We start from the raw sequence: 26,751 nt of genomic DNA, 5'->3' as shown, positions 1-26,751 counted from the left end.
TCCCCCTCCCGCCGGAACGCCCCCGTCCGCTCGTTTCATTCGGCTGCCTCCGCCAGCGCAGGCCTGTCGGCGCGCATCGGCTCGTGGACCGTCATCTCGATGATCTTCACATCCGCCGCGATCATGCCCTTGCGCCCGTCCTCGAAGGTGACCTCGGTGCGCGCATGCACCATTTCGGAGCCGTCGTAGAGCGCCTCGATCAGTTCGCCGTAGCGCTCGGCGATGAAGGAGCGGCGCACCTTCTGGGTGCGCGTCAGCTCGCCGTCATCGGCGTCGAGCTCCTTGTGCAGGACGAGGAAGCGGTGGATCTGCGCGCCCGCCATCATCGGCTCGGCGGCAAGATCCCGGTTCACCTGGTCGACATGCTCCCTCACCTGCCCGATCACCTCTGGGTGCTGGGAGAGTTCCTGATAGCTCGCATAGGAGATGTTGTTGCGCTCCGCCCAGCTGCCGACGGCGGTGAGGTCGATGTTGACGAAGCAGCAGACCATGTCGCGGTCGGCGCCGAAGGCGACCGCTTCCTTGATGTTGGGATAGAATTTCAGCTTGTTCTCGACGTATTTCGGCGGGAACAGCGAGCCGTCGGTGAGCTTGCCGACATCCTTGGCCCGGTCGATGATCTTCAGGTGCCCCGCCGCATCGAAGAAGCCGGCATCGCCCGTATGCACCCAGCCGTCCGCGGTCTTGGTAGCAGCCGTCGCCTCCTCCTGCTTGTAATAGCCGAGGAAGACGCCGGGAGAGCGGTAGAGCACCTCGCCGCTTTCCGCGATCTTGATCTCCACCTGCGGCGCCGGCGTGCCGACCGTATCGGCATGGATCTCGCCGTCCGGCTGCATGGTGATGTAGACGGAGGCTTCCGTCTGCCCGTAGAGCTGCTTCAGGTTGACCCCGAGCGCACGGTAGAACCGGAAGATCTCCGGCCCGATCGCCTCGCCGGCCGTGTAGCCGACCTTCAGCCGGGAGAAGCCGAGCCGGTTCTTCACCGGCCCGTAGACGAGGATTTCGCCGAGCCGGTAGAGGAGCCGGTCCCTGGCGGGCACCTTCTCGCCATTGAGGATTTTCTCGCCGACGCGGCGCGCCAGCGCCATGAAGGCGTGGAACATCCGGTACTGCAGCCGCCCGGCATCCTCCATCCGCACCATGATCATGGTGAGGAGATTCTCGAAGACGCGCGGCGGGGCGAAAAAGTAGGTCGGGCCGAGCTCGCGCCGGTCCTGGATCACCGTCTCCGGACTTTCCGGACAGGCGACGCAATAGCCGGCGCAATAGGACTGGGCATAGGAGAAGATGTGGTCGCCCACCCAGGCCATCGGCAGGTAGGCGACGACCTCCTCGCTCTCGCCCAGATGGTCGAAGCGGTTGCCGTTCTCCGCCGAGATGACGAGATTGTCGAAGGAGAGCATCACCCCCTTCGGCCGGCCCGTCGTGCCCGAGGTGTAGAGGAGGATGGCAAGGTCGGAGCCCTTGCCCCTGCCGATCCCGGCCTCCCATTCGCCCTTCGCGCCCGGCGAGGCGGCAAGGTGCTCCCTACCTTTCTCCTGCACGCGCTCGAAGGAGAACAGATGCTCCGGATCGTAATCCCTGAGGCCGCGCGGATCGTCGTAGACGATGGTCTTCAGCAGCGGCACCTCGGCGGCGACGGACAGAAGCTTGTCGACCTGCTCCTGGTCTTCCACGATCGCCGCCACCACCTCCGCATGGGCGAGCACGAAGGCCATCTCCTCGGCGACGGAATCGGCATAGAGCGGCACCGGCACGGCGCCGATCGCCTGCGCGGCGCACATCGACCAGTAAAGGCGCGGCCGGTTCTGCCCGACGATGGCGACCTTGTCGCCGCGCTTCAGGCCAATCTGCGCAAGGCCGACGGAGAAGGCGCGGATCTCCGCAAGGACATCCTTCCAGCTCCAGGTCTGCCAGATGCCGAGATCCTTCTCGCGCATCGCCGGGCGCTCGCCGCGGATTTCCGCGTTACGCAGCAATAGCTTGGGAAAAGTGTCGTGCCCGGCATCCGCCGCGGCAACACCATCCGCCATCAAGCCGTTTCCTCACCCTCGGACGGCGCTTTTTGTCTGCGCTCGTTCCTTTTGATTGTGGGCACTGTAGCTGCGGTTGTGCGCAAATCAAGCGCCGCGCGCGCCCGCATCAGGGCGCGCGCGGCCAGCCGGGCAGGAGAAGCTAGCGGCCGGTCGCCACGAGCTGGGGCATGGCCGCAAGCGCCTTGTCGGCTTCCGGCAGACCGGCGCCGAAGCGCGGATCGCGTCCGGGCGCGCCGAGATCGAGGCTCGCTTCTTCGAGGATCGTCACGGCCTCGCTCGCGGACAGATCCGGCCTGCGCTCCAGCATCAGCGCAAGCAGACCGCTCACATAGGCGGCCGACATGGAGGTGCCGGAGGAGACCTGGTAGCTGCCGCCCGGCGCCGGGGCGAGGATGTCGACACCCGGCGCGGCCAGCGTCACATAGTCGCCGGCATTGGCCAGTCCGAAGGCGCTGTCGTCGGCGCCCGTCGCCGTCACCGCGATGACGCCCTCATAGGCGGCCGGGTAGAGCGGCGGGGATTTTTCTCCCGCATTGCCGGCGGCCGCGACGAGGATCATGCCCTTGTCGAGCGCCGCCTCCACGACATCGGAAAGCAGCGGATCGGCGGGGCCGGCAAAGCTCATATTGACGATCCGGGCATCCTTCTCCCTGGCGAAGTCGAAGCCCTTGGCGATATCGAAGGTCGAGCCCACCGTGTTGCCGCCGGCGTCCTTGCGGAAGGCGGTGACGGCGACGATCTCGCTCTCCGGCGCGGCCCCTTCCAGCGAGCCGCGGGCGGCGATGATGCCGGCAATGCCGGTGCCGTGGGCATCTGCCGCGCCGCGCCCTTCCTCTTCCAGCGCATCGAGGCTCTCAGTGACGGCTCCGTCGAGCTCCGGATGCTCCGTCTCGATCGCCGAATCGATGATTGCGACCCGCACCTGCGAGCCGCGAACGCTCTCATGCGCGGTCCTCAGACGCAGCTTGTCGAGCGCATACTGCATCGCCGACTGATCGTGGGCGGGTCGCGTGCGCGGCAGGCCGGCCAGTTCCATGTCCTGCAAGGCATAGAGATAGTTCGGCTGCACGAAGGCGACGCGCGGATCGACCTCCAACGCGGCGATCGCCTCGCGCACGGAGCGGCCGCCGCCGACGCGGTAGCGATAGACGCTGGTATCGACGAGGGCGAAATCGCGGCGGGCGAGTTCTTCAAGCCGCACCCAGCCGGCGATGTCGCGAATGCTTGTCTCGGCGGTGCCGGGCCTGTAGCGGACCACCACCTCGTCGGCGACGAAGCGGCTCTCGCCCGCCGGCGGCATGCCGGAGATACGGGTCGGTCCCCGCACCGGCGCGCGCGCGGCCTGGCGTGGCCCGGGGCGAGAGGTGGCGCGGGGGGTGGCGCGCGGCGTCGTCCGGACCTGGCGCACGGCCGGCTTCGGATTGGAGCTGACCCGGCGCGCCGGCCTCGCACGCTGCGGCCGGTAGGGCCGCATCTCGGGCGCCGGCTCGTAATAGACGGGCGGCGGCGGGGGGGCGTAGATCATCGGCGGCGGCACGAAGGTGAAGCCGAAGCCGCCCCCAAATCCGCCGCCGAAATGGCCTCCTCCTCCACCGCCCTGAGGCGGGCGGACCTGGTCGTAGCCCCCGCGTTGCTGGGCGAGGGAATCAGACGGCGCGAGCGCGGGGCTCGCGGCGATGAGGCCGGCGAAAAGTCCGAGGAGGGGCTTGAGGCGCATCGTTTCCTCCCTTGCAGGCGACGCTGGCGGCGCGGAACGCTTCCCGCGCCGCCTGAGAGCCTGTCAGATCAGGTAGGTTCTGAATGTGCGCCAGGGCACATGGCGGGAGGCTCGCCCCCCGCACGCCGGCTAGTTCGCCGGCAGGACCGTGCGCACCAGGCTTTCATCCTCGCGAAGCTGCGCCAGAAGCTCTTCCTCGCTTTCACCCTCGGCCGCCGCCACCTCGATGCGGAAGAGCCCGCCCGCCAGCGGCCCGCCGACGATCCGCGCATCGTGCGCCGCAAGGAAGCCCGCCATCTCCGCCACGGAGGCCTCCGGCTGGAAGGCGACGAGGAAGACCGGACCCGCCGCCGCGGCCGGTCCTTCGCTGGAGGCCGTGCGGAAGCCGCCGGTCCCGTCCTGGCCGGCCATCTGGCCGGTGATGACGGCCGCCTGGCCGATGACGACGCCGACGAGCAGGATGGCGGCAAAGGCGACCTGGCGCGGCGAGAGCGACTGGAAGAAGCCGCCGAAGCGCGCCATGAGCCCGGGCGTTGCGGCGCCGGCCCCGCCGCGCTGATGGGCGAGCCGCTCTTCCGCATCGAGCCGCGCCATGAAGCGTTCGCCCGCCCCCGCTGCGGGCATCGGCAGGACTTCGTTGGCGGAGATCGCCGCAAGCCGGTCCTCCTCGATGAGGGCGAGCTGGCGCGCCAGGCCCGGATCGGTCTCCAGAAGCTCCGCGACCTTCCTCGCCTCGCTCTCGTCGAGGAGCGCGGCGGCATACCAGGGAAGCAGCGCTTCCGCTTCCTCCCGGTCCATTGCCTGGTTGTTCGTGCTCATGGCCATCCTCGATCGATACCTGCCTCGGCCATCAGCTCGGAGAGCCGCTTGCGGGCGTTGAACATGCGTGTCTTGACGGTGTTCTCGGGGATGCCGAGAAGCTCGGAGATCTCCTTGATGGAGCGCTCCTGGTAGTAGACGAGGTCGATGATCTCGCGCTGCACCTCGGTGAGCCCGTCGATGCAGGCGCGAAGCTGGTCGGCCTTGCTGGCCTTCTGGGCGGTGAGCTCGGGATCGTCGGCCGTGTCGGGAACGGCCGCCATCTCGTCGTCTTCCGCGCCGGCCTCGCGCCGCTTGCGCCGTGAAGACAGCGCCTTGAAGCGGGCGACGCCCAGGATCCAGGTGGAGACCTGCGAGCGGAATTCGAAGCGGCCTGCCTGGCGCCAGATGTCGAGAAACGTGTCACTCGTCAGATCCTCCGCGAGAGCCTCGTCGCGGACCATCCGGAAGATGAAACGGAACACCTTCACCTGATGGCGCGCAAAGAGCGTCTGCATGGCAGCCCGCTCGCCCCGCGCGATGCCGCGCACGAGGTCCTCGTCGCTCGCATCCTGCGAGAGGGAAGCCGAAGCGATCGGGCTCATGACGGTGGGTATCCCGGCCGAAGAGAAAGGTTCATGCCGCCTCCCGCTTTTCGGCAAGTGTAGCCGAATTGCGGGCAAAGCGGCAGAACGGCTTAGCGCTGGGAAACCTGCCAGTTCGCCGAAAGCACCGGATCGAGATTCTCGCGCGGCAGCGGCGCCCGCCCGAGAATGAGGTCGGAGGCCTTTTCCCCGACCATGATCGAGGGTCCGTTGAGATTGCCGTTGGTGATCTGCGGGAAGATCGACGAATCCACGACGCGCAGCCCCTCCACACCGATCACCCGGCATTCGGGATCGACGACGGCGTTTGCGTCATCGGCCGCGCCCATCCGGCAGGTGCCGCAGGGATGGTAGGCGCTCTCCACCTCCTCGCGCACGAAGGCGTCGATCGCCTCGTCGCTATCGACCTCCGCGCCGGGCGCGAGTTCGGGCCCCGCAAAGGGCGCAAAGGCGGGCTGGCGAAAGATCTCGCGCGTCAGGCGGATGGCGGCGCGGAAATCGGCCCAGTCCTTTTCATGGCTCATGTAGTTGAAGCGGATTTTGGGCGCCGCGGCCGGGTCGGATCCGGCAAGCCGCACCTCGCCGCGCGAGGGCGAGCGCATCGGTCCGATATGGATCTGGTAGCCATGCGCCTTCGCCGCCGCCTTGCCGTCGTAGCGCACGGCGGCCGGCAGGAAGTGCATCTGCAGGTCCGGATATTCCACGCCCGGCGCCGAGCGGATGAAGGAGCAGGCCTCGAAGTGGTTGGACGCGCCGAGCCCGGCCCGGCTGACGAGCCATCTGAGGCCGATCCGTCCCTTGCCGACGATCGATAGATGCGGGTTGAGCGAGACGGGCTGCGTGCATTCCTGCTGCACGTAGACTTCCAGGTGGTCCTGCAGGTTCGCCCCGACGCCCGGCCGGTCGGCGATCACCTCGATGCCGGCTTCGCCGAGATGCGCGGCAGGGCCGATGCCCGACAGCATCAGGAGCTTCGGGGAATTGATCGCCGAGGCGGAAAGGATCACCTCGCGTCTGGCGCGGATCGTCTCGCGCCGTCCGTCCCGCATGACCTCGATACCGACGGCGCGCCTTCCCTCGAAGACGATCCGCTCCACCAGCGTGCGGTTCATCAGGGAAAGGTTCGCCCGTTTCAGGGCGGGCTTCAGATAGGCGTTCGCCGCCGACCAGCGCAGCCCCCGCCAGACCGTCATCTCCATCGGCCCGAAGCCTTCCTGGGCCGCGCCGTTGTAGTCTGCCGTCAGCGGATAGCCCGCCTGCTCGCCCGCCTCGATGAAGGCGGCGTAGAGCGGATTGCGCAGCGAGCCGCGGGTGACATGGAGGGGCCCTTCGCGCCCGCGCCAGGGCTCGGCGCCGACATGGCTCGTCTCCATGCGCCGGAAATAGGGAAGCACGTCGCCGTAGGACCAGCCCTGCGCCCCCATCGCCTCCCAGGCGTCGAAATCGCGCGCATGGCCACGCACGAAGACCATGCCGTTGATGGAGGAAGAGCCGCCGATCACCTTGCCGCGCGGGCAAGCGAGCCGCCTTCCGCCGAGATGCGGCTCCGGCTCGGTGCGGTAGCCCCAGTCGTAGCGCGCGGTATTCATCGGCACCGAGAAGGCGGCCGGCATCTGGATGAAGGGGGAGAGGTCGCTGCCGCCGAATTCCACCACGAGAACTTCGTTCCGGCCGTCCTCGGAAAGCCGGGCGGCGAGCGCGCAGCCGGCAGAGCCGGCGCCGATGATGACGAAATCCGCTTCGCCCATCGCCTCAGCCCTTCGCCCGCCCGCTCCGGCGCGGCGCAAGCGCCGCCTCGACCACGTTCTCCACCAGCCGGGTGGCGCCGCCCGGGGCCGCCTCGCCCTCCGCCAGCGAATGGCGGATCCACAGCCCGTCGATGAGGGCGGCGATCGTCTCGGCAAGCTCCCCCGCCTCGGCGCGGCTTTCCGTCAGATCCTGCAGGGCGTGGACGAGGTTGCTCTCCAGCCGCCGGCGATAGACACGCAGGAGCCGGCGCGCTTCCGGCTCGGTCTCGGCCGCGGCGTAGAAGGCGAGCCAGGCCGAGACGACGGCCGGCCGGAACTGGCACGGCGCGAAGTTGCCCTCGATGATGGCACTGATGCGCGCGCGCGGCGTCTCCGCCTGCTTCAGCCGCTGCTCGATCTCCGTTCCGAGCTCGGAGAGGAGATGGCGCATCGTCGCCAGGAGCAGCTTCTCCTTGCCGCCGAAATAATGGTGGGCGAGGCCCGCCGAAACGCCGGCGCGCCGGGCGATCGTGCCCATCGTGACATGCGCCATGCCGTCCTGGTGGATGGCGTCGATCGCCGCGTCGATGAGCGCCTTGCGGCGCACGGGCTCCATGCCGATCCGGGGCATTCTTGCCTCCCGCTGGTTGCGTATCGCTCTCACCGCCCACCTGCGGGTTTTTGATTGAACAGTCAATCAACATAACGTTGCCATCGTCCGGCAATGATGGTTCGATGCCGCGGAACGCCGCCGCACCCACCTCCGAGACAGATTTCGGGGCCGTCCGGGCGCCCGCCCGGACATGGCGGCTCGACATCTGAAAACGACACGGGAGACAAAGATGACGCTCATCAGACGATCACTTGCAGCAACGCTCGGCGCCGGCCTCATGGCGCTCGGCCTCGGTGGCGCGGCGCTCGCGCAGGACGCCGCCTGCAAGCAGGTGCGCTTCTCCGATGTCGGCTGGACCGATATCACCGCGACGACGGCGCTCGCCTCCGTCGTGCTCGACGGCCTCGGCTACGAGCCGGAGGTGAAGGTCCTTTCCGTCCCGGTCACCTACGCCTCGCTGAAGAACAAGGATATCGACGTGTTCCTCGGCAACTGGATGCCGACCATGGAGGGCGACATTGCCCCCTATCGCGAGGACGGCTCGGTCCAGACGCTGGAGCCGGCGAACCTGGAAGGCGCCAAGTACACGCTCGCCGTGCCGGCCTACACCTACGAGAAGGGCCTCCACAGCTTCGCCGACATCGCCAAGTTCAAGGACGAGCTCGACGGCAAGATCTACGGCATCGAGCCGGGCAATGACGGCAACCGCCTGATCCTCGACATGATCGAGAACGGCACTTTCGGCCTTTCCGGCTTCGAGCTGGTGGAATCCTCCGAGCAGGGCATGCTGGCGCAGGTGCGCCGCTCCGTCGATCGCAACGAGCCGATCGTCTTCCTCGGCTGGGAGCCGCATCCGATGAACGCCAATTTCGACCTCAAATATCTCGACGGCGGCGACGACGTCTTCGGCCCGAATTACGGCGGCGCCACCGTCTTCACCAATGTGCGCAAGGGCTATGTCGAGGAATGCCCGAATGTCGGCCAGCTCCTGAAGAACCTGCATTTCACGCTGGCGATGGAGAACGAGATCATGGGCGCGATCCTCAACGACAACGAGGAAGCCAAGGATGCCGCAGCCGCCTGGCTGAAGGCCCATCCGGACACGCTCGACGCATGGCTTGACGGCGTCAAGACGCTCGACGGCAAGGAAGGCCTTGAGGCTGTGAAGGCGAGCCTGACCAAGTAGAACGCCAGGACAGGAAAGGCCCGCTCCCCACCCGGGAGCGGGCCTTTCGTTTCTTTGTCCGGCGCAGGATCTTATCGCAACCAGTGCGCCTTTCGCCCGTTGACGGCGATGAGATGGACGGGCCGGAATCTCTCCGGGCCCCTTTTCCCCGAACCAGTTGCGTGAAAATGGGCGAAGCGAGCGAAAACAGACCCTTAGGGAGCGCGGCGCTCGCCGAACTCCGCCGTGAGAACGAGACTCTGAAGGAGCGGCTTGCCGCCCTCGAAGCCGAGCGGGCCACCGAAGTCGCCGATGCGCGTGGCCCCGCCGAGATCCTCGCCCGCCGCGAGGAGCAGCAGCGCGCCGTCGCCGAGCTTGGCAACGCCGCGCTGGCCGGCATGCGCCTCGACGAGCTCTTCGCCGTCGCGGCAAGGCGCACCTCGCACGCGCTCGGCTGCGACTATTGCAAGATTCTGGAGCTGCAGCCTGACGGGCGCGGCCTCGTCCTCGTCGCCGGGGAGGGCTGGAACGCGCGCCTCGTCGGCAAGGCCTATGTGGAGAGCGGCGACAATTCGCAGGCCGGCTTCACCCTCGTGAGCCGCAAGCCGGTCGTCATTCGCGATCTTCAAGAGGAGAGCCGTTTCCGCGCCTCGCAGCTCTTTGCCGACCACGGCGTGCGAAGCGGCGTCAGCGTGCCCATCGGCGAGCCGGAACGGCCCTGGGGCGTTCTGGGCGTCCATGCCTGCGAGAGCGAGCGTTTCGGCGAGGAGGATGTCGGCTTCGTCCAGGCGGTCGCCAACATCCTCGCTGTCGCCATCGAGCGGCGGCGCGTCGAGCGGCGCCTGGAAGAGCAGGAGGAACGCCTGCGGCTTTCTCTGGACAGTGCCGAGATCGGCACCTGGGTCTGGAACCCGCAGACGGACCTCGTCGAAGGCGATGCACGCATGTTCGAACTCTACGGCATGGAAGAGCGGGAGGGCCCGGTCCCGCAATCCGAATTTCTCGGCCGCGTTCACCCAAAGGACCGCGAGCGCATCGCCGCGGAGGCGGCGGCGATGGCCGAGCATGGCACGCCCCTGCGCGCCGAGTTCCGCACCCTGCGTCCGGACGGCGAAGTCCGCTGGATCGCCGCCGCGGCCGAAAGGGTCTTCTGGGGACGCAAGGCGCGGGCCTACGGCGTCAATTACGACATCACTACCGCCCGCATGGCGCGCCAGACCCTCGCCGATGCGGAGGAGCGCTACCGCCTGTCGATCCGTGCCGTCACGGGCCTCGTCTACGAACAGGATCTGGCGACGGACATCGTGCACACCAACGAAGGCTTCGACGGGTTGATCGGCGCTCCCGGGCCGCAAGGGGCGGACCTGTTGGAATGGTGGACCGCCCGCATCCATCCGGAAGACCGGCCCGCGATCCTGGAAATCCGCCGGGAGCTGAAGGCGGGAGAGAGGGAGAGCTTCGAGGCGACCTTCAGGGCACGGCATGAGGACGGACGCTGGATCGACGTCTGGGACCGGGGCTATGTCACCTTTGATCGCGACGGCGAACCCCGCCGCCTCTTCGGCTTTGCGTCCGACATCAGCGAGCTGATCGACGTGCAGCGGCGCCAGACGGCGCTGCTCGCCGAACTCGACCACCGCGTCAAGAACATGCTCGCGAACATCAGCGCCATCGCCGCCCAGAGCCGTTCGGGGACCCATACGGTGGAGAGCTATATCCGCACCCTGCGCGGCCGCATCGATACGCTCGCCCAGTCGCACGAACTTCTGAGCCGCTCCGGCTGGGTCGGCGCGGGCCTGCGCACCCTCGTCAACCGTATCGTGGAGCCCTATTCCTCCTCCGCCGCGGGAAAGGTCGAGATCGACGGTCCGGAAATTCTCCTGGAGCCGCGACTGGTGCAGAGTATCGGCCTCATCCTGCACGAGCTGGCGAGCAACGCCGCCCGCCACGGCGCGCTGGCATCGGAGGGCGGCCGCGTCGAGATCACGTGGAGCAACGCGGACGGCCAGCTGGACTTCGCCTGGAGCGAGAGCGGTGCGGCGCCCGGCGAACGCCGGCCCGACGGATTCGGCATGTTCGTCATCCGGGCCATGCTGCGCACGGAGCTGAAGGGCGAGCCGCAGCTGGTGTTTTCCTCCGACGGCATGTCATGCCGCTTCACGCTGCCCCTGCCGCAGGAAAAGCCCGCCGCGAAGACGCGCTCGGGCGAGCGCAGGCCGGCCGCCAGCGCCCCCGAACTGGAAGAGGCCCCGGCGGCCTATCTTCCCGCCAGCGGCCGCGGCGTCCTGATCGTGGAGGATTCGCCGCTCCTGTCGTCCATCATGCAGGAGGCGGTGGAAGCGGCCGGCTGGCCCGTCGTCGGCATCGCCGGTGAGGTGGCGGAAGCGCGCCGCATGGTGGCGGAAGAGACCTTCGGCGTGGCGCTTCTCGATCTCAATCTCGGCGACGAGATCGCTGATGCCGTGGCGCGCGACCTGAAGGAAAAGGGCGTGCCCTATCTCATCGCCAGTGCCCACCGACCCTCGGACTTCTTGGAGGCGGATCTGGCGGACGCGCCGTTCCTGCCCAAGCCGATCGATCAGCGGGCGCTGGTGGAGCTCTTGCGCATCATGATGCCGCCCGCGGCGGCGTAGGCGCTCTCAGGCGGCTGCCGTCATGCCGGCGAGCTGACGCACCGCCGCCTCGACCGCGCCTTCCTTGAAGGGCTTGGCGACGATCAGCGCTTCCGACTGGCCGCTGGCGCGCAGCACCTCGGAGGGGAAGGCCGTCAGATAGGCGACGCGCGGCGCGTGGAAGCGCCGGATCGTGCTGATGGCGTTGAGCCCGCTGCCCTGGGTGAGGCGCACATCCGCCAGGATGAGGCCGGGCTTGGTCTCCGCCGCTTTGAAGATGGCTTCCTTCTCGTTGATCGCCATGCCCACGACGCGGATGCCGAGACGGCTGACGATCTCCGAGATGTTCTGGGCGAGCAGCGGCTCGTCTTCGATGATCAGCGCGGAAAGGCCCGGGCTGGCGAGAAGACCGTAGGCCCCGGCGACGAGGCTTTCCACGCGCGCCTCGTCGATGCCGAGAATTCGGGCCGTCTCGGAGGGCGTGAAGTGGCAGACTTCGTTCAGCGTCAGGGCCTGCCTCTCGGCCAGCGGCAGGCGCAGGACCGCGCCGTGCAGCGCTTCCTCGTCGATCGAACGGCTGTTGCTCAGCCATTCGGGAGCGGCATGGCCGGCCGCGATGCGGCCGAAGGCGCGGAAGAGATCGATCTCGATGTCGTCGCCGGCTTCCAGCGCGCCGGGATCGACGCGGCGCAGGCATTCCTCCACGGCGGCATCGGCATGTCCGAGAGAACCGAAAAGGCAGAAGGCGTAGCGGCGCAGTTTTGCGATCGCCACCTTCACCTCAGGAGAAACGCAAGCGATCATGGAAACCCTCCCCGGGGCTCACCGTTGATGAATGCGACCATCAAGGATGCGTAGAAATACCATCTGACGCAGATCGCAGCAACGAACACAGGCGGCGATAGCCCATAGCCAGCTAATCGGCTGCGGGAAATCTGTGCCCCCAATGTGCCGGAATCATGGTCAAGTGAGGCTTTCGGGAGCCTCATCGAAGCGGGAGTCGAAGGGGAGGATGGCCAAGGGGGCAATTCCAGCCGAGCTGCGCCGTCAGATTGAGGAACTCATTCCGCATCTGCGTCGCTTCGCACGCTATCTGGTCCAGGATGCCGAATGGGCGGACGACCTTGTCCAGGAATGTCTGGTGCGGGCCGTCTCATCGTTCGACCGCTTCCAGCCCGGCACCAATCTCAAGGCATGGCTCTTCACAATCCTGCGCAACATCTACAAGAACGATCTGAGAAAAAGCGCCAACCGGCGCCGAGTCGAGACGGATCTGCAGAACGATCCGCGCACCTATACCGAGCCGGAACAGGAATCGGTCGTCGCTCTCGGCGAGGTGGGAGCCGCTTTCGCGCTCCTTTCCGCCGAACATCGGGAAATCCTGCTTCTGACGGCGGTGGAGGGCGTGCCCTACGAGGAGGCGGCGCGGCTTCTGGGTGTGCCGATCGGTACGGTTCGCTCGCGCGTCTCGCGCGCCCGCACCCGCCTTGCCCAGCTCATCGCGCCGCCGCAGCGCGAGGGCGCGGGCAACGCCAACTGACGACGGCTATTTCTCCTCGCCAGCGCCCTTCTTGTGACCGGAGACAGGATCGGCGGGCTCGACAGGCTTTTCGTCCGGTTGCTGGGCGAGCGCCTGCAGCAGCCGCTCGGGCACGTCCTCGGCCAGGACCTCTTCGCCCAGACGGGCAAGACGCTGCCTCAGATCGTCATCCTTTCCAGCGGAATTTGCGGGAGGTCGAGTCATTGCGGAGCCGGGAGTTCTCGGCCTCGGTCTGATCATCTCTTTCCCCTTAGAGCGCACCAGGCGCGGGGACTTTGCGTGACCGGAGCGGGCCTGTCAAAGGGCGCCTTCGCGCAGCGAAACACCGCTGTTGTCGTTGTGCTCGGCACGCGCCGGCTCACGCTTCGGCGAAGCACGCGGCGTCTCCTTGCCGGAGGCCTTCCAGCGCCCGGCCTTGCGGTAGAGCACGCTTTCGAGATCCGAAAGCGCCTCGCCGAGAAACGCGCGCACCGTCGGTGAGACAGCCCTCATCGCCTCTTCGTCGGCCCGGCGCCACAGGTCTTCCAGTTCGCTCACCTTATCCTCGCCCTTTTCGGTAAGCTCGATCAGGCATTTGCGCTGGTCCTGCGGCGAGGTCCGGCGCGAAAGATAGCCGCCGCGCTCCAGGCGCACCGTCATTTTGGTGACCGTCGGCGGCTGTATGGCGAGCAGCAGCCCGACATCGGAAAGGCAGACCGATCCCTTGTCCTTGAGGAGCATCAGCACGGCGTCCTGCCCCGGATGGAGATCGATCTCCCTGAGCTTCGTGGCGATGTAGACGCGCTGGGCCTTGCCGGCCTGTGCGAGCTGATAGAGCAATGTGTCCTGCACCAATGTCAGTACCTCCCTGTCGGCGGTCGGGTCGAGAAGACCGTTCCCGGTGACTTTCATGACAGGAACACGGCCTCATCCGGCCGGTTCCTCTCCCGTCACCGGAAAAATGACGGCACTCCAGTACCTTGCTGGAGGTGGCGAGACGTTTCGGGAAGCGGCAGACGCCGTTGGCGGCTTCAGCCTTCTGGCGGCATGAAGGGGGCCGGACGCCCCCTCAGAGCCGTCAGGAAACCGGCGATCCGGCCCTTCTGGCGCTTGAAGCGCTCGCTCCGGCCGGAAAGGAGATAGAGCGGCATCTTGACCGCCATGCCGAGAAGGGTGGCGGGCCTGCTGCCGCGTCCATGGCGTCCCATCACATATGCGAGAGACCAGCCGAATGAGACGTCCTTGATGGCGCTGGTCGTCGTGCTCGGCTCGGAGGATTTGTCGCGCAGATGCAGGACCGCGGCCGAAGGCACGTAGACCATCGGCCGCCGCGCCGCCCGGTAGCGGAAGCACAGCTCGTCCTCCTCGAAATAGAGGAAGATCTTCGGGTCGAAGCCGCCAAAGGCGCGAAAGGGCGAAACGCGCACCAGCATCGCCGCGCCCGAGATCACCGGCACGCAGGCCTCCCCCTCCGGCGGTGCGCGATGGCGCTGGCGCGGCTCGAAGCTCGTCTCGTAGCGGAAGAAGACGACGCCCTCCTCGTCGACGATCCGCGGCACGAAGAGGTCGCAGTCCCGGTAGCGATCCGCGGCGGCAAGCAGCTCGGCGAGGGAGGCGGCGTCGATCGCCGCATCCGGGTTGAGAATGAGGGCAAATTCGCTCTCCGTCTCCGCCAGCCCTGCCATGATGCCCCGTCCGAAGCCGATATTGGCATCGAGCGGCAGCACCTTGTGGCCGAGTTCCTCGGCCGTCCTCACCGTATCGTCGGCACTCGCATTGTCGACGATGAGCGTCGGCAGCGGGGCGCAATGCGCGGCCTGCCAGCGCAGCGCCTCGGCCGAATTGTAGGCAACGACGAGAAGGGTGAGCCTTTCGCTCATCGGGCCTCCGCGACGACGATGAACTGTTTGGCGAGCAGCGTCTCGGCCCGCCCGCCGGTCGCGCGCGAGATCAGGCGCCGAAGCTCCAGCGGCCGATAGCGCGTGGCGTTGCGGCACGCCACGAGCGAGAGCCCGCCGCACAGCGCAAGCTCGCTCGCGGTCTCGCGCGTGAAGAAGCGCAGATGCGTGCGGTCGAGGAGACCGGCGTCGCGGTAGTGGAAGTCGCCCTTCGCCAGCAGCCGCCAGATGAATTTCCAGTTGCGGATGTTGGGCACGGAGACGATGAGCCGCCCACCCGGGGCGAGCAGCGGCGAGAGGCGGCGCACCTGCGCCCACGGATCGACGAGATGCTCCAGGATGTCGAGGCACAGGATGAGGTCGAGGCTCGCCGGGGCGATGAAATCTTCCAGCGGGGCCTCCTCGATAAACCCCTCCTCGACGCGGTCGAGCCGCTGGCGGGCAAGCCGGGCCGCCTCGGGATCGAGCTCCACGCCTGCCGCCCAATCGACCTGCCGCAGCGTCCGGATCGCCCCCGTCGTCGTGCCGGCGGCACAGCCGACATCAAGGAGCCGCCCGCAGCGTTCCGGCAGGAACGGCAGGATCTCGCGGCGCGCATGCCCGTAATAATCGTGCCCCTCGACCTGCGTCGCCGCCTCCACCGTCACGCCCTCAACCCCTCCCGGCACTGCCGCAAGAATGCCGCCGCGCCGGGCGCGGGTCCACACGGAGCGGGCGCGGCATCGAGGCTGGCTGTGGGGAAAAGCCGCCCGGGATGCGGACACGGCAAGGTGCTGGTGGAGCCGAGGGGAATCGAACCCCTGACCTCTGCAGTGCGATTGCAGCGCTCTCCCATCTGAGCTACGGCCCCGCCGCGACCAATGCGGCGCATCGGCGAGCGGGGCGCATTTAGGGTCTGGCCTCCGGGAGTGTCAAGGAGGAGGCTGGGCGCGCCCGCAAAGTTGTTCTGCCCCACGGCAGCACCACGGCGATAAAGGGGAGGCACAAGCGATGACCGATCACTTCGACATCCTGGAAACGCGCCCGCGCGAGGAGCGCGAGAGGGCCTTCTTCGCCCGCTTCGTGCCCTTCCTCACCGAAGCGCTTCTGGCCGCGCCCGGCCTTGCCGAGCACCTTGCCGGCATCGAGCCCACCGCCGTCACCGACCGAGCGGTGCTTTCGCGCCTGCCGGTCCTCAGGAAATCGCGATTGATGGAGCTGCAGGCGAAGGACCCGCCCTTCGGCGGCTTCGTGCCGAAAGCCGCCCTCAGAGGCGCCCGGGTCTTCATGTCGCCCGGCCCGATCTGGGAGCCGCAGGGCCTCGACGCCGATCCATGGCATGCCGCCCGCGCGCTCCATGCTGCCGGCTTCCGGCCGGGCGACACGGTCATCAACTGCTTCGGCTACCAGATGACGCCGGGCGGCTTCATCCTGGACGAGGGCGCCAGAGCGCTTGGATGCACCGTCTATCCGGCGGGCCCGGGCAATACGGAGGCCCATGCCGCGGCGGTTGCCGCTCTCAAGGCCGACGGCTATCTCGGCACGCCCGATTTCCTCAAGGTGATCCTCGAAAAGGCGGACGGAACCGGCGCCGACGTCTCTTCCCTCAAAAGGGCGCTCGTCTCCGGCGGCGCGCTTTTTCCAAGCCTGCGCGAGGCATACGCGGCCCGCGGCATTTCCGTCATGCAGGCCTACGCGACGGCCGATGTCGGCGTCATCGCCTATGAGGGCCGCACCGCCGATGGCGAGGTCTGCCCCGGCATGATCGTCGACGAGAGCGTGCTCGTGGAGATCGTCCGTCCGGGCACCGGCGATCCGGTACCGGATGGCGAGGTCGGCGAGGTCGTGGTCACCACGCTCAACCCGGCCTATCCGCTGGTGCGCTTTGCCACCGGCGACCTTTCGGCGGTGATGCCAGACACGAGCCCTTGCGGGCGCACCAATATGCGTCTCAAAGGCTGGCTCGGCCGCGCCGACCAGCGCACCAAGGTGAAGGGCATGTTCGTCGATCCGGTGCAGATCGCCGAGCTCCTGAAGCGCCGACCGGAAGTGGCGAAGGCGCGGCTCGTTGTCCTGCGCGAGAACGAGCGGGACCGGATGATCCTGATGGTGGAGGCGAGCCGCGAGGGCGACATCCGCTCCACCGAGGAAATCGCCGCCGCCCTCACGGAGATCACCAAGCTGCGCGGCGAGGTGGAGGAGGTCGCCCCCGGCTCGCTGCCCAACGACGGCAAGGTGATTTCCGACGAGCGCAAATACGACTGAGCGCCGCCTCAGCCCTTGACCCTGATCCGCCCTTCCGGCTTCGGCGCCACCTCGCCCGCGGCGCGGATGAACGACATGACGTCGCTCGCCATCAGCTTGCCGTCGCGCTCGTTGAGGATGGGTTTCGCCGCCGCGAAGGCCTCGTAGCCATCACCGCCGCGCGCCATGAAGTCGTTGGTGGCGAGCGTATAGGTCTTCTGCGGATCGAGCTCCTCGCCGGAAATCTGCACCGCGACGACGCGGCTCCCGGCCGGCTTTTGAAGGTCCACCTCGACCACCATGCCGGAAACCTGCGGGAAGCGGCCGGCGCCTTCCTCGACCTTGGAAAAGCCGTTCTCCAGCGCCTTGAGGATGCCTGCGCCGCTGATCTCCAGCTTCACGGTACGGTTGCCGAAGGGCAGCTCCGTCAGGATGTCGCGGCGGCTGAGCTGCGTGCCGGCGTCGTAGACGCGGTTGCCGCGGATGCCGCCGCCATTGGTGACCGCGACGTCCGCCTTCACCGCAAGGCGCATGGCGTCGGCAATGAGGTTGCCGATCGCCGCCTCGGCGGTGCGCACCGCCGGGCGGCGGCTGTCGAGCGGTGTCGTCGTCTTGCCGACCGTAACGTCGAGCTCCTTCGACAGATCGGCCTGGAACTCGTCGATCTTGGCCTGCACCTCGGCGTCCGGCACGACACCTGCCGTGTCGATCGGGCGGAAGCCCGGCCACCACGAGACCTTCCGCTTGCCGTCCTCCTCCTGGATGGAAAGCATCACGTCGACGGCGGTGACGAACTCGCCCTGCTCCTTCGATTCCGCCATGGCGGTCTTGCCGTCGAAGAAGACCATCAGGTCGTGGTCGTCGCCGGAGAGGATGAGGTCGAAGGCGCGGCTGCGGAAGAGCTCCTGGTCGAGTGCGCGCCCGGCATGCGCCACCGCCACGACGAAATCGGCGCCCTTCTGGCGCAGCGCTTCCGCCTCGCGTTTTCCGGCCTCCAGGCTCGGTCCGATCTTGAGCGCGCCCGGGCTCGACTTGACATAGGAATCCTCGGCCGTCAGGCCGACGACGCCGATCTTCGCCCCTTCCACCTCCAGCATCACGGAAGGACGGATGGAGCCGACCGGCTTGCCGTCGGCGCCGGAAAGATTGGCGGCCAGGACCGGGAATTCCGCCTCTGCGAAGCGCGTGCGGAAGATGTCCTCGCCGAAATCGTATTCATGGTTGCCGGGCACGAAGATGTCGGGCTTCACCATGTTGAGCAGCGTGATGATGTGCTGGCCCCTGTCGAAGCCCGCCATCAGCGAGGGCGAGATCGCATCGCCCGCATGCACGAGAAAGACGTGGCCGCCCTTTGCCCTTTCCTCTTTCGCCACCGCGGCGATGCGGGCATACCCTCCGCGGACCTCGTCGGAGCCCGCCATCTGGTCGGCGTCGTTGACGAGCAGGAACGTCACCGGCACGGTCTCCGCCCGCGATGGCGACGGCTGAACCAGCACCAGCAGGGCAACCGCGAACGCGGCAAAGCATCGCAACATGTCATTCATTGCCTTGACCCCTCCGTTTTGAGACCACTTTACACCGGTTCCAGGCTGATGCGCGGGACGAATGCGCCACGCACGGCTTTGTGCTACCAGAATTTTTACGCCGCCCGGTGACATTCACCGCCGCACCCGATCAGGACCGCTAGCAGACCGCCATACGATGAGCGCCTTCCTCCGCCCGAACGCCAAGACGAGAGAATCCGGCCTGGTCGATCGACCTTACGACACCTCGGCATCCAGCTCCCGCCGCGAAGGCATGAAGGAGCAGGTCCTGCCGGCCGACCATCCGCCGGTCCGCGCCGGCCGCATCGGCATCCTTCTCGTCAATCTCGGCACCCCGGACGGCACCGACTACTGGCCGATGCGCCGCTACCTGAAGGAGTTTCTCTCCGATCAGCGGGTCATCGAGACCCCGCGCCTCCTGTGGTGGCCGATCCTCAACGGCATGGTTCTCTCCACCCGCCCGCAGAAGAGCGGCGAGGCCTACGCGACCATCTGGAACAAGGAGATGAACGAATCTCCGCTGCGCACCTTCACGCGCAGCCAGGGCGAGAAGCTCGCCGCCGAATTCGCCGCCGAGGAGCGGCTCGAGGTCGACTGGGCGATGCGCTACGGCAACCCGCCCATCGCCGAGAGACTGAATGCGCTGCAGGAGAAGGGCTGCGAGAAGGTGCTGATCGTGCCGCTCTACCCCCAGTACAGCGCCACGACGACGGCGACGGTGAACGACAAGACCTTCGACGCGCTGAAGCAGATGCGCTGGCAGCCGGCAATCCGCACCGCCCCGCCCTGGCACGACGAGCCGGCCTATATCGATGCCCTCGCCCAGTCGGTCGAGACGCATTACGAGACGCTCGATTTCACCCCCGAGATTCTCATCTGCTCCTATCACGGCCTGCCGAAATCCTATTTCGAGAAGGGCGATCCCTATCACTGCCACTGCCACAAGACCTCGCGCCTTCTGGCCGAGCGCCTCGGCGTGTCGCGCGAACGGCTCCTGACCACCTTCCAGTCTCGTTTCGGCCCCGAGGAATGGCTGCAGCCCTACACCGACGAGACGGTCGCCCGCCTTGCGAGCGAAGGCGTCAAGTCGATCGCCATCATGAATCCGGGCTTCGTTTCCGACTGTCTGGAGACGCTGGAGGAGATCGCCATCGGCGTCGGCGAGACCTTCCATGAGCATGGCGGGGAGAATTTCAGCCACATCCCCTGCCTCAACGATTCCGCCGGCGGCATGCATGTCCTCAAGACCGTGGTGATGCGCGAGCTGCAGGGCTGGATCTAGGGGCCCGCGCACCGCTCTTCTCTGCCGTCATCGCCGGCCCTGACCCGGCACGCACCCTCACTTTCGTCATTGCCGGGCTTGACCGGGCAATCCATTCCTCGGGCTCTCCACGAGGGGCCGGGACATGGATGCCATGGCCTGACGACAACCGGCGTCTTCCATGCACCCAGACGCAGAGCCGCCCCACTCTCCTTTCGGATTAAGGAATCGGCTAGGCTGGCGCGCCGGATTCATTGTGCGCGGCGTCTTCGGCATCCATATCAGGCAGATCCGGGCCAGGGGGGCCCGCTAGGAGGCCTCAATGCCCTTGCTCGGCGGATTCGACATCGCGGTCATCGTCCTTGTCGTCCTGATCGCCCTGGTTCTCTTTTCCGGCGTCAAGACGGTCCCGCAGGGCCACAACTACACCATCGAGCGCTTCGGCCGGTACACCAGGACCCTGTCGCCCGGCCTCAATCTGATCGTGCCCTTCATCGACCGCGTCGGCGCCAAGATGAACATGATGGAGACGGTGCTCGACGTGCCGAGCCAGGAGGTCATCACCCGCGACAACGCCACGGTGACGGTCAACGGCATCACCTTCTTCCAGGTCATGGATGCGCCCCGGGCGGCCTATGAGGTCAACTTTCTGGAAAACGCCATCATCAACCTGACGCTCACCAACATCCGTTCGGTGATGGGTTCGATGGACCTCGACGAGCTTCTGTCCAATCGCGACGAGATCAACGACCGGCTCCTCAAGGTGGTCGATGCCGCGGCCGGGCCGTGGGGCGTCAAGATCACCCGCATCGAGATCAAGGACATCGATCCGCCGCGCAATCTCATCGATTCCATGAACCGGCAGATGATGGCCGAGCGCGAGAAGCGCGCCCAGATCCTGACGGCCCAGGGCATGCGCGAATCCGCGATCCTGAAGGCCGAGGGCGAGAAGCAGTCGCAGATCCTGGAGGCTGAGGGCCGGCGCGAGGCCGCCTTCCGCGATGCGGAGGCCCGCGAGCGCGAGGCGGAGGCCGAGGCGAAGGCGACGGCCTATGTCTCCGAAGCCATCTCCAAGGGCGGCGTGCAGGCGATCAACTACTTCGTCGCGCAGGAATATATCGGCGCGCTGAAGGCCTTCGCCGATTCGCCGAACCAGAAGACCTTCCTGATGCCCGTGGAGGCTGCCTCCGTCATCGGCGCTCTGGGCGGCATCGGCGAGATCGCCCGCGAAGCCTTCGGCAATGGCGGCGGCGGCAATGGTGGCGGCTCAGGCGGTTCCAGCGGCGGCGGCCTTCCGCGCCCGCCCCGCTCCGTGCCGCCGACGCCCCGCACCGGCTCCTCCACAATGCCGGGACCGATCCCCGGCGCCGTTCCGGGCGGGCCCGGCGCCGTCTATACCGGGCCGACAGGCGGTGAGGACGGGCAATGATCGTCGAGATCATCGATTCGCTGGGCGGCTGGACCTGGTGGGTGCTCGGTCTCGTCCTTCTCGGCGTGGAGGTGCTGGCGCCCGGCTTCTTCTTCCTCTGGTTCGGCGTCGCCGCGATCGTCATCGGCATCAGCGCTGTCCTGGTCGACTGGCCGTGGCAGCTTCAGATCCTCGGCTTCGGCATCCTCTCCGTCGTCGCCGCGATCCTCGGCCGCCGCTTCTACGGCATGAAGGACGCGCCGAGCGACGATCCGGCCCTCAACCTGCGCGCCGAGCGGCTGAGGGGCCGCACCTTCACCCTTTCGGAGCCGATCGTGGAGGGTGCCGGCCGCGTCAACATCGACGACAGCGTCTGGCGGGTGAACGGGCCCGACGCACCGGCCGGCACGCGCATCCGCATCGTCGGTGCCGATGGCACGACGCTGCTCGTGGAGCCTGCCGGCGCCTGATGGCGGCAACGGCGGCGCGCCGCCTCCACGGCTCCCGTCTCTAACGGGCTGTTAACCATAAGGCTTTACCCCTCGGTAAGGCTGTCCCGCATCGCGGGACGGCATGTCCCGCGCGGTTGCGGGACGGGAAAGCCGGATGCGCCGCAGCCTTGCCGTCATCATCGCAGGCGCCGCAGCTCTCGCGCTGCCGGCAGCGAACGCGCTCGCCCAGGGCCGCTCCACCTCCGATGCGCCCGTCGACTTCATGATGCGCGGCACCTCCGATCCGGCCGATCAGGACCTCCTGGAGCCCGCCGCGCCCGAAGAGCCACAGGCGCCGCCGCCCCCGCCAGGCGCCCCTTATCCACGCGCCGATGCCGAGATAGGACCCCCGCTCGCCGGTCCGACCGGCGAGGAGCCCCTCGGCCCGCCGCTTGCCGGACCGACGCCCGTGACGGCCCCGCGCGCCGACGCGCGAACCGGCCCCGTCGTCGACGGCCGGCGCCTCCTCCGCCGGGCCCGCAAGCAGGCGGACGAGGAAGATCCCTTCGCCGCGCCCGGCATCCGCGTCGGCACCTTCATCCTGCGCCCCACCATCGACACCGGCGTCATCGTCTCCGACAATCCGGATGGTGACACGAAGAAGAACTGGGAGACCGGCGCCCTGGTCGAGCCGACCCTCAACCTCACCTCCGACTGGAGCCGCCACGAGGTGAGCCTCGACCTGCGCGGCACAGCGAGCTTCTATCCCGACGACACCTTCGACGACCGCGAGGCCACCGCCCGCTTCCGCGGTCGCCTCGACATCACCCGCGACACCGATCTGACCGCAGAGGCGGGCTACGCCTATGCGCTGGAATCCTTCACCGACCCGGAGACGCCCGCGGCGGCCGTGGAACGCCCGGCGCGCCAGACCTTCGACGCCTCGCTGACCGGAACGCACCGGATGAACCGGCTCGGCCTTTCGCTGGGTGGCAAGGCGGAGCGCGAGATCTACGAAGATTTCAACACGGCGAGCGGCGGGACAATCAGCCAGGAGGATCGCAACCGCACCGACATCTCGGCGACGGCACGCGCGAGCTATCAGCTCTCCGGGGCGCTGGAGCCCTTCGCCCAGGCGCGCCTCGGCACCATCGCCTACGATCAGAGTGTCGATTCGGCGGGTTATCGCCGCGCCTCCACCTATGGGGAGCTCTCCGGCGGTCTCATCTTCGACCTCTCGCCGAAACTGCAGGGCGAGGTCTCGGCCGGCTGGCGGCACCAGGAATACGACGACGCCCGGCTAAAGAGCCTCGATGCGCCGGTTCTGGCCGCTGCGCTGATGTGGTCGCCGCGGCGCCTCACGGAACTGCGCCTCGACCTCGCAACCACGGCGGACGGCACGACGATCCCGGGCGCATCGGGCTCCGTCACCTATTCGGCGGATCTCACCGCCGAGCGCCAGCTCGGCTACCGCCTGACCGCCGAGGCCGGCCTCGGCCTCGACTATCGCGACTACATCGGCACGGACCTGCAGGAGACGACCTGGTCGGCTTTCGGCGGCCTTGCCTACAACCTCAATCGTTACGCCGCCCTCGTTGGCCGCTACACCTATGAGCGCGTCGAGACCGATCCCGGCGATCGCCGGGACACGAACACCTTCACGGTACGCCTGCGCCTCAAGCGCTAGGAGCGGTCTTTCCTCCAGGCACCGAAGGACCTTTTGGGCCCCGACAAGGGAAACTACGAAACCAGTCCCTTCAGCCAGTCGGGGCCGAGCTTCTTCAGCTCCGCCTTGAAGTCGTCCGCGATGTCCTCGCGCTCCATGCCGAAAGCGACATTGGCGGCGAGGAATCCCGCCTTGGCGCCGCAATCGAAGGTCGTGCCGGTGAAGCGCACGCCGGTGAAGCGCTGCGTCTCGGCGAGCGCTTTCATACCATCGGTGAGCTGGATCTCGCCCCCCGCCCCGGGTGTGGTCTTTTCCAGCAGCGAGAAAATCTCCGGCTGCAGGATGTAACGCCCGGAAATGTAGAAGTTGGACGGCGCGTCCTCCTTCTTCGGCTTCTCCACCATGCCGGTGATCTCGACGCCCGTCTCGTCCTCCGCGCCGAGCGCCACGATGCCGTATTTGTGCACCATCTCCGGAACGGTCTCCTCGAGCGCGATGACGTTGCCGCCATGCTTCTCGTAGGCGGAGACCATCTGCGACAGGCAACCCGGCTTGGAGCGCATCAGCATGTCCGGCAAGAGGACGGCGAAGGCCTCGTCGCCGACGATCTCGCGGGCGCACCAGATGGCGTGGCCGAGGCCGAGCGGGGCCTGCTGGCGGGTGAAGGAAACCCCGCCCGCCGGCGGCAGGTCGGCCGCCAGGATCTCCAGCTCGGCATTCTTGCCGCGGCTCTTCAGGGTCTCTTCCAGCTCCGGCTGGATGTCGAAATGATCTTCGATCGTCGACTTGCCGCGGCCGGTGACGAAGACGATGTGCTCGATCCCGGCCTCCTTCGCCTCGTCCACCACATACTGGATGACGGGCCGGTCGACGATCGTCAGCATCTCCTTCGGCACGGCCTTGGTGGCGGGCAGGAATCGGGTTCCAAGACCGGCCACCGGCATGACGGCCTTTCTGATGCGGTTAACCAATGTCACCTCTCGCGGTACGTGGCGGGCACCCGTCCGTTTAGAATGATCCTCCGGCGGAAGTCTAGCAGGCGACCCGAACGAGAGATCGGGCGGACCCGCGGCACGGCCGGGCGTGAAGGGACGCGCGCAAAGAGGACGGGCAATGAGCGTCATGGTGACTGGCGGCGCCGGCTATCTCGGCGGCCAGCTGGTACTTGAGCTTCTGGATGCAGGTGAGAAGGTCGTCGTCATCGACAACCTTTCGACCGGCTTCGACTGGGCCGTGCCCGATGACGCCGAACTCATCGTCGGCGATGCCGGCGACCGCCTTTTGCTCAACCATGTCATGCGCAGCCGGAGCGTCGACGCGGTCCTGCATCTGGCTGGCGCCCATTCCGCCCCCGATATGGTGGCCGATCCGACCGCCTATTATCTCGACCACACCATCAAGGCGCGCGAGATCATCGCCGCCGCCGTCGCAAACGGCGTCCGCCACATCGTCTTTCCATCCTCGCTCGCCGTCTACGGCGCACCGGAGAATGTGCCCGTAAAGGAGACGGACGCGACCTCGCCGACCGATCCCTACGGCGCCTACAAGCTTGCCGTCGAGCACATGCTGGACGAGGCGAGCCTTGCCTGGGGCCTCGGCCATGTCACGCTCCGCCTCGGCCATGTCGCCGGCGCGGATCCGGCCGGCCGCTCCGGCGAGGCGACCATCGGCGCCACCCACCTGGTCAAGATCGTGCTGCAGGCCGCACTCGGGCGGCGCGACCATATCGCCGTCTTCGGCACCGGCTACGATACGCCGGACGGGACCGGCATCCGCGACTACATCCACGTGAAGGACGCGGCCTCGGCCCATCTCTCCGCCCTCAGGCATCTGCGGGCCGGCGGCGCCAGCCTCAGGCTCAATTGCAGCACCGGCGAGGGCCACAGCGTCCTGGAGGTGATCGACGTCGTCCAGCGTCTCGCCGGCCGCGTTCTCGACGTGCGTGCCCGCGCGCCTCGCCCGGACGACATCCCGGTCCTCGTCGCCGCCGTGTCGCGCATCCGCGCCCACCTCGACTGGCAGCCGCAATACTCGCTGCTCGACACGATGCTCGGCCACGCCCTCGCCTTCGAAAGGCGCCTGCCCGCCAAGGCCGCCTGACGCTCCGCGGGCGATCGCGCCATGCGCCTTTGACGGCGGCGCCGGAAGCACTAGAATCCGGTTCGGCTTTCGGGGGCGAGAGATGGCGGGCGAATGGCCCCCGCGGGAGCGTTTGATGCGGCTTTTTGCGATTATTTCGGCGGCCCTGGCCGTTCTGGCTATGGAGTTCGTGGCGCTGCCGGCGCCCGCGATCGCCGAGGAGCCGATCGTCCTTGCCCAGAACGAGCGCCAACCCTCCCTCTTCCGCTTCCTCTTCGGCCCACGCGATCCCAATGCCCGCCAGCGCCGCGACGCGCGCCCCCGCGAGCAGATCCGCCGCACGACGCCGCGCCGCTCCACGGTGCGCCGCACGACGCCGCGCGAGCCGACGGTCAAGGTGCTCACCGTCGACAAGGCCGAGGACGCCAAGCGCGTCATGGTGATCGGCGATTTCTTCGCCCGCAGCCTCGCCAAGGGTCTGGAGGCGGCTTTCGCCGAGAACCCGAACATCGCCATCGTCCAGGCGGCGAACGGCTCCTCCGGCCTCGTGCGCGACGATTTCTACGACTGGCCGGCAAAGCTGCCGGAGCTGATCGCCGAGAACAACCCGGATGCCATCGTGGTGATGCTGGGCGGCAACGACCGTCAGGCGATCGGCAAGACTGGGCTGCGCAGCGACGCCTGGAACGCGGAATATGCCGACCGTGTGGCCGCGCTCGCCAATGTCATCGCCACGAGCGAAAAGCCGGGCCTTTGGGTCGGTCTCGTTCCCGTCTCTTCCTCGACCCTCTCGCGCGACTATTCCGCCTTCAATTCCATCTATCGCGAGACGCTGGAGAACTCGCCGGTGAAGTTCATCGACGTGTGGAACGGCTTTGCCGATGACGAGGGCAAATACGTCTCCTCCGGCCCCGATATGAACGGCCAGAACCGTCAGCTGCGCGTCGGCGACGGGCTCAACTTCACCTCGGCCGGCCAGCGCAAGCTCGCCTTCTTCGTCGAGCGCGACCTGCAGGACGTCCTGAAGACCGGCGGCGCCTTCCTCGCCTCGCTGGAACCGGAGGCGGAGGGCGGCCCGGCCGCCGTCCCGGCCATCAGCCCGATGATGTCGATCGACGCGGTCATCACCGGCCCCGCATCGGGGCTTTCCACCTTCTCCGAGAAGAAGCCGGCGGAAGAAAAGCCGGCCTCGGGACCGAAAATCACCTCCGCAGCCGCCGAGGCTGCCGGCGCGGCACCGCCGGAGAGCCAGCGCACCGGCGGCGAGCCCGCCGCAGAGGCCGGGACCGGAAAAGGGCAGGCCGGCGAGGAGCCGGAGGGCGATCAGCCTGTCGTCGAGGCCCTCACGCAAAAGGCGATCGCCGGCGCCGCCACTCCTTCCGGCCGGATCGACGACTACACCTGGCCGCGGCCGGAGTAGCGCCGCCCCACGGCCGGGAGAAAGCCCGC

The 26,751-nt window shown here is 67.6% G+C and carries 23 protein-coding genes and 1 tRNA gene; 10 read left to right on the top strand and 14 right to left on the bottom strand.

Features of this window, described 5'->3' with window-relative positions; translation table 11 throughout:
* Positions 1-35 precede the first annotated feature (35 nt).
* From CLD20_RS05720 to betI, 6 genes are all read right to left on the bottom strand, one after another.
* Positions 36-2,033 (bottom strand): AMP-binding protein, encoded by a 1,998-nt coding sequence (locus CLD20_RS05720; RefSeq protein ID WP_224405641.1) that lies wholly within the window; start codon positions 2,031-2,033, stop codon positions 36-38.
* A 142-nt stretch (positions 2,034-2,175) separates the two neighbouring features.
* Positions 2,176-3,753: a S8 family serine peptidase gene (locus CLD20_RS05715; RefSeq protein WP_224405640.1), complete on the bottom strand. Its 1,578-nt coding sequence runs from the start codon at positions 3,751-3,753 to the stop codon at positions 2,176-2,178.
* Between the two features lie 129 nt (positions 3,754-3,882).
* Entirely contained in the window at positions 3,883-4,572 is a 690-nt protein-coding gene (locus CLD20_RS05710; RefSeq protein WP_224405639.1) for a hypothetical protein, read from the bottom strand.
* Positions 4,569-5,156, bottom strand: coding sequence for a sigma-70 family RNA polymerase sigma factor (locus CLD20_RS05705; RefSeq protein WP_224405638.1), 588 nt, complete (start codon positions 5,154-5,156; stop codon positions 4,569-4,571). Before CLD20_RS05705 ends, CLD20_RS05710 begins: the two co-directional genes overlap by 4 nt.
* Positions 5,157-5,248: 92 nt before the next feature.
* A complete protein-coding gene (gene betA / locus CLD20_RS05700) occupies positions 5,249-6,904 on the bottom strand; it encodes a choline dehydrogenase (protein ID WP_224405637.1) in 1,656 nt (551 codons plus the stop codon).
* 4 nt (positions 6,905-6,908) lie between these two features.
* Positions 6,909-7,514, bottom strand: a complete 606-nt coding sequence (betI, locus tag CLD20_RS05695; RefSeq protein ID WP_224405636.1) for a transcriptional regulator BetI — start codon at positions 7,512-7,514, stop codon at positions 6,909-6,911.
* A 211-nt stretch (positions 7,515-7,725) separates the two neighbouring features.
* On the opposite strand from betI, the gene CLD20_RS05690 reads away from it, so the two are divergent.
* Positions 7,726-8,682: a choline ABC transporter substrate-binding protein gene (locus CLD20_RS05690; RefSeq protein ID WP_370636816.1), complete on the top strand. Its 957-nt coding sequence runs from the start codon at positions 7,726-7,728 to the stop codon at positions 8,680-8,682.
* A 167-nt stretch (positions 8,683-8,849) separates the two neighbouring features.
* A complete protein-coding gene (locus CLD20_RS05685) occupies positions 8,850-11,294 on the top strand; it encodes a PAS domain-containing protein (protein WP_224405635.1) in 2,445 nt (814 codons plus the stop codon).
* 6 nt (positions 11,295-11,300) lie between these two features.
* Here the strand turns inward: CLD20_RS05685 and CLD20_RS05680 are convergent, their stop codons facing one another.
* Entirely contained in the window at positions 11,301-12,077 is a 777-nt protein-coding gene (locus CLD20_RS05680) for a response regulator (protein WP_224405634.1), read from the bottom strand.
* A gap of 208 nt (positions 12,078-12,285) precedes the next feature.
* Here CLD20_RS05680 and CLD20_RS05675 point away from each other — a divergent pair, with 208 nt between their 5' ends.
* Positions 12,286-12,813 carry a sigma-70 family RNA polymerase sigma factor gene (locus tag CLD20_RS05675; RefSeq protein WP_224405633.1) on the top strand — a complete coding sequence of 176 codons (528 nt, stop codon included), beginning with the start codon at positions 12,286-12,288 and terminating at the stop codon, positions 12,811-12,813.
* Positions 12,814-12,819: 6 nt separating this feature from the next.
* On the opposite strand, the gene CLD20_RS05670 is transcribed toward CLD20_RS05675, so the two are convergent.
* The 5 genes from CLD20_RS05670 to CLD20_RS05650 all read right to left on the bottom strand — a co-directional run bounded on the left by CLD20_RS05670 (position 12,820) and on the right by CLD20_RS05650 (position 15,540).
* On the bottom strand, positions 12,820-13,017 hold the full coding sequence (locus tag CLD20_RS05670) for a hypothetical protein (protein WP_224405632.1): 198 nt from the start codon (positions 13,015-13,017) through the stop codon (positions 12,820-12,822).
* Between the two features lie 93 nt (positions 13,018-13,110).
* Positions 13,111-13,704: a MarR family winged helix-turn-helix transcriptional regulator gene (locus CLD20_RS05665; protein ID WP_224405631.1), complete on the bottom strand. Its 594-nt coding sequence runs from the start codon at positions 13,702-13,704 to the stop codon at positions 13,111-13,113.
* 119 nt (positions 13,705-13,823) lie between these two features.
* Complete coding sequence (locus CLD20_RS05660; protein ID WP_224405630.1) at positions 13,824-14,672, bottom strand: glycosyltransferase; 849 nt, start codon at positions 14,670-14,672, stop codon at positions 13,824-13,826.
* Positions 14,669-15,358 carry a methyltransferase domain-containing protein gene (locus CLD20_RS05655; protein WP_224405629.1) on the bottom strand — a complete coding sequence of 230 codons (690 nt, stop codon included), beginning with the start codon at positions 15,356-15,358 and terminating at the stop codon, positions 14,669-14,671. Before CLD20_RS05655 ends, CLD20_RS05660 begins: the two co-directional genes overlap by 4 nt.
* Before the next feature lie 106 nt (positions 15,359-15,464).
* Positions 15,465-15,540, bottom strand: a tRNA-Ala gene (locus CLD20_RS05650).
* Positions 15,541-15,680: 140 nt separating this feature from the next.
* Here CLD20_RS05650 and CLD20_RS05645 point away from each other — a divergent pair.
* Positions 15,681-16,934: a phenylacetate--CoA ligase family protein gene (locus CLD20_RS05645; RefSeq protein ID WP_224405628.1), complete on the top strand. Its 1,254-nt coding sequence runs from the start codon at positions 15,681-15,683 to the stop codon at positions 16,932-16,934.
* 8 nt (positions 16,935-16,942) lie between these two features.
* Here CLD20_RS05645 and CLD20_RS05640 read toward each other — a convergent pair whose 3' ends face one another.
* Positions 16,943-18,448 (bottom strand): bifunctional UDP-sugar hydrolase/5'-nucleotidase, encoded by a 1,506-nt coding sequence (locus CLD20_RS05640; RefSeq protein WP_224405627.1) that lies wholly within the window; start codon positions 18,446-18,448, stop codon positions 16,943-16,945.
* A 262-nt stretch (positions 18,449-18,710) separates the two neighbouring features.
* On the opposite strand from CLD20_RS05640, the gene hemH reads away from it, so the two are divergent.
* From hemH to CLD20_RS05620, 4 genes are all read left to right on the top strand, one after another.
* The gene (gene hemH / locus CLD20_RS05635; RefSeq protein WP_224405959.1) at positions 18,711-19,739 is read left to right on the top strand and encodes a ferrochelatase; all 1,029 of its coding nucleotides are present in this window, start codon (positions 18,711-18,713) and stop codon (positions 19,737-19,739) included.
* A 301-nt stretch (positions 19,740-20,040) separates the two neighbouring features.
* Positions 20,041-21,147 (top strand): SPFH domain-containing protein, encoded by a 1,107-nt coding sequence (locus CLD20_RS05630; RefSeq protein WP_370636815.1) that lies wholly within the window; start codon positions 20,041-20,043, stop codon positions 21,145-21,147.
* Positions 21,144-21,596, top strand: a complete 453-nt coding sequence (locus CLD20_RS05625; RefSeq protein WP_224405626.1) for an NfeD family protein — start codon at positions 21,144-21,146, stop codon at positions 21,594-21,596. The genes CLD20_RS05630 and CLD20_RS05625 overlap by 4 nt, the downstream gene beginning before the upstream one ends.
* Before the next feature lie 136 nt (positions 21,597-21,732).
* A complete protein-coding gene (locus CLD20_RS05620; protein WP_224405625.1) occupies positions 21,733-23,244 on the top strand; it encodes an outer membrane beta-barrel protein in 1,512 nt (503 codons plus the stop codon).
* A 53-nt stretch (positions 23,245-23,297) separates the two neighbouring features.
* Here the strand turns inward: CLD20_RS05620 and galU are convergent, their stop codons facing one another.
* On the bottom strand, positions 23,298-24,194 hold the full coding sequence (galU, locus tag CLD20_RS05615; protein ID WP_224405624.1) for a UTP--glucose-1-phosphate uridylyltransferase GalU: 897 nt from the start codon (positions 24,192-24,194) through the stop codon (positions 23,298-23,300).
* A gap of 142 nt (positions 24,195-24,336) precedes the next feature.
* Here galU and galE point away from each other — a divergent pair, with 142 nt between their 5' ends.
* Both galE and CLD20_RS05605 read left to right on the top strand, forming a co-directional pair.
* A complete protein-coding gene (galE, locus tag CLD20_RS05610) occupies positions 24,337-25,323 on the top strand; it encodes a UDP-glucose 4-epimerase GalE (protein ID WP_224405623.1) in 987 nt (328 codons plus the stop codon).
* 115 nt (positions 25,324-25,438) lie between these two features.
* A complete protein-coding gene (locus tag CLD20_RS05605) occupies positions 25,439-26,722 on the top strand; it encodes an SGNH family hydrolase (RefSeq protein WP_224405622.1) in 1,284 nt (427 codons plus the stop codon).
* Positions 26,723-26,751 lie beyond the last annotated feature (29 nt).

This window comes from Afifella sp. IM 167, from assembly GCF_020144925.1.
Classification (GTDB): domain Bacteria; phylum Pseudomonadota; class Alphaproteobacteria; order Rhizobiales; family Afifellaceae; genus Afifella.
Note: the sequence above shows the minus strand (reverse complement) of the source record. Positions and strands in the feature narration are given on the sequence as shown.

Excerpts from the sequence above, each read along its gene's own strand:
- CLD20_RS05605 (WP_224405622.1), top strand. The coding sequence starts at position 25,439 with ATGCGGCTTTTTGCGATTATTTCGGCGGCCCTGGCCGTTCTGGCTATG.
- CLD20_RS05680 (WP_224405634.1), bottom strand. The coding sequence starts at position 12,077 with ATGATCGCTTGCGTTTCTCCTGAGGTGAAGGTGGCGATCGCAAAACTG.
- CLD20_RS05705 (WP_224405638.1), bottom strand. The coding sequence starts at position 5,156 with ATGAGCCCGATCGCTTCGGCTTCCCTCTCGCAGGATGCGAGCGACGAG.
- CLD20_RS05675 (WP_224405633.1), top strand. The coding sequence starts at position 12,286 with ATGGCCAAGGGGGCAATTCCAGCCGAGCTGCGCCGTCAGATTGAGGAA.
- CLD20_RS05625 (WP_224405626.1), top strand. The coding sequence starts at position 21,144 with ATGATCGTCGAGATCATCGATTCGCTGGGCGGCTGGACCTGGTGGGTG.
- CLD20_RS05620 (WP_224405625.1), top strand. The coding sequence starts at position 21,733 with ATGCGCCGCAGCCTTGCCGTCATCATCGCAGGCGCCGCAGCTCTCGCG.
- CLD20_RS05670 (WP_224405632.1), bottom strand. The coding sequence starts at position 13,017 with ATGACTCGACCTCCCGCAAATTCCGCTGGAAAGGATGACGATCTGAGG.
- galE (WP_224405623.1), top strand. The coding sequence starts at position 24,337 with ATGAGCGTCATGGTGACTGGCGGCGCCGGCTATCTCGGCGGCCAGCTG.
- betA (WP_224405637.1), bottom strand. The coding sequence starts at position 6,904 with ATGGGCGAAGCGGATTTCGTCATCATCGGCGCCGGCTCTGCCGGCTGC.
- CLD20_RS05645 (WP_224405628.1), top strand. The coding sequence starts at position 15,681 with ATGACCGATCACTTCGACATCCTGGAAACGCGCCCGCGCGAGGAGCGC.
- CLD20_RS05685 (WP_224405635.1), top strand. The coding sequence starts at position 8,850 with ATGGGCGAAGCGAGCGAAAACAGACCCTTAGGGAGCGCGGCGCTCGCC.
- CLD20_RS05640 (WP_224405627.1), bottom strand. The coding sequence starts at position 18,448 with ATGTTGCGATGCTTTGCCGCGTTCGCGGTTGCCCTGCTGGTGCTGGTT.
- betI (WP_224405636.1), bottom strand. The coding sequence starts at position 7,514 with ATGCCCCGGATCGGCATGGAGCCCGTGCGCCGCAAGGCGCTCATCGAC.
- CLD20_RS05715 (WP_224405640.1), bottom strand. The coding sequence starts at position 3,753 with ATGCGCCTCAAGCCCCTCCTCGGACTTTTCGCCGGCCTCATCGCCGCG.
- CLD20_RS05710 (WP_224405639.1), bottom strand. The coding sequence starts at position 4,572 with ATGAGCACGAACAACCAGGCAATGGACCGGGAGGAAGCGGAAGCGCTG.
- CLD20_RS05720 (WP_224405641.1), bottom strand. The coding sequence starts at position 2,033 with ATGGCGGATGGTGTTGCCGCGGCGGATGCCGGGCACGACACTTTTCCC.
- CLD20_RS05665 (WP_224405631.1), bottom strand. The coding sequence starts at position 13,704 with ATGAAAGTCACCGGGAACGGTCTTCTCGACCCGACCGCCGACAGGGAG.
- CLD20_RS05630 (WP_370636815.1), top strand. The coding sequence starts at position 20,041 with ATGCCCTTGCTCGGCGGATTCGACATCGCGGTCATCGTCCTTGTCGTC.
- CLD20_RS05660 (WP_224405630.1), bottom strand. The coding sequence starts at position 14,672 with ATGAGCGAAAGGCTCACCCTTCTCGTCGTTGCCTACAATTCGGCCGAG.
- CLD20_RS05690 (WP_370636816.1), top strand. The coding sequence starts at position 7,726 with ATGACGCTCATCAGACGATCACTTGCAGCAACGCTCGGCGCCGGCCTC.
- hemH (WP_224405959.1), top strand. The coding sequence starts at position 18,711 with ATGAAGGAGCAGGTCCTGCCGGCCGACCATCCGCCGGTCCGCGCCGGC.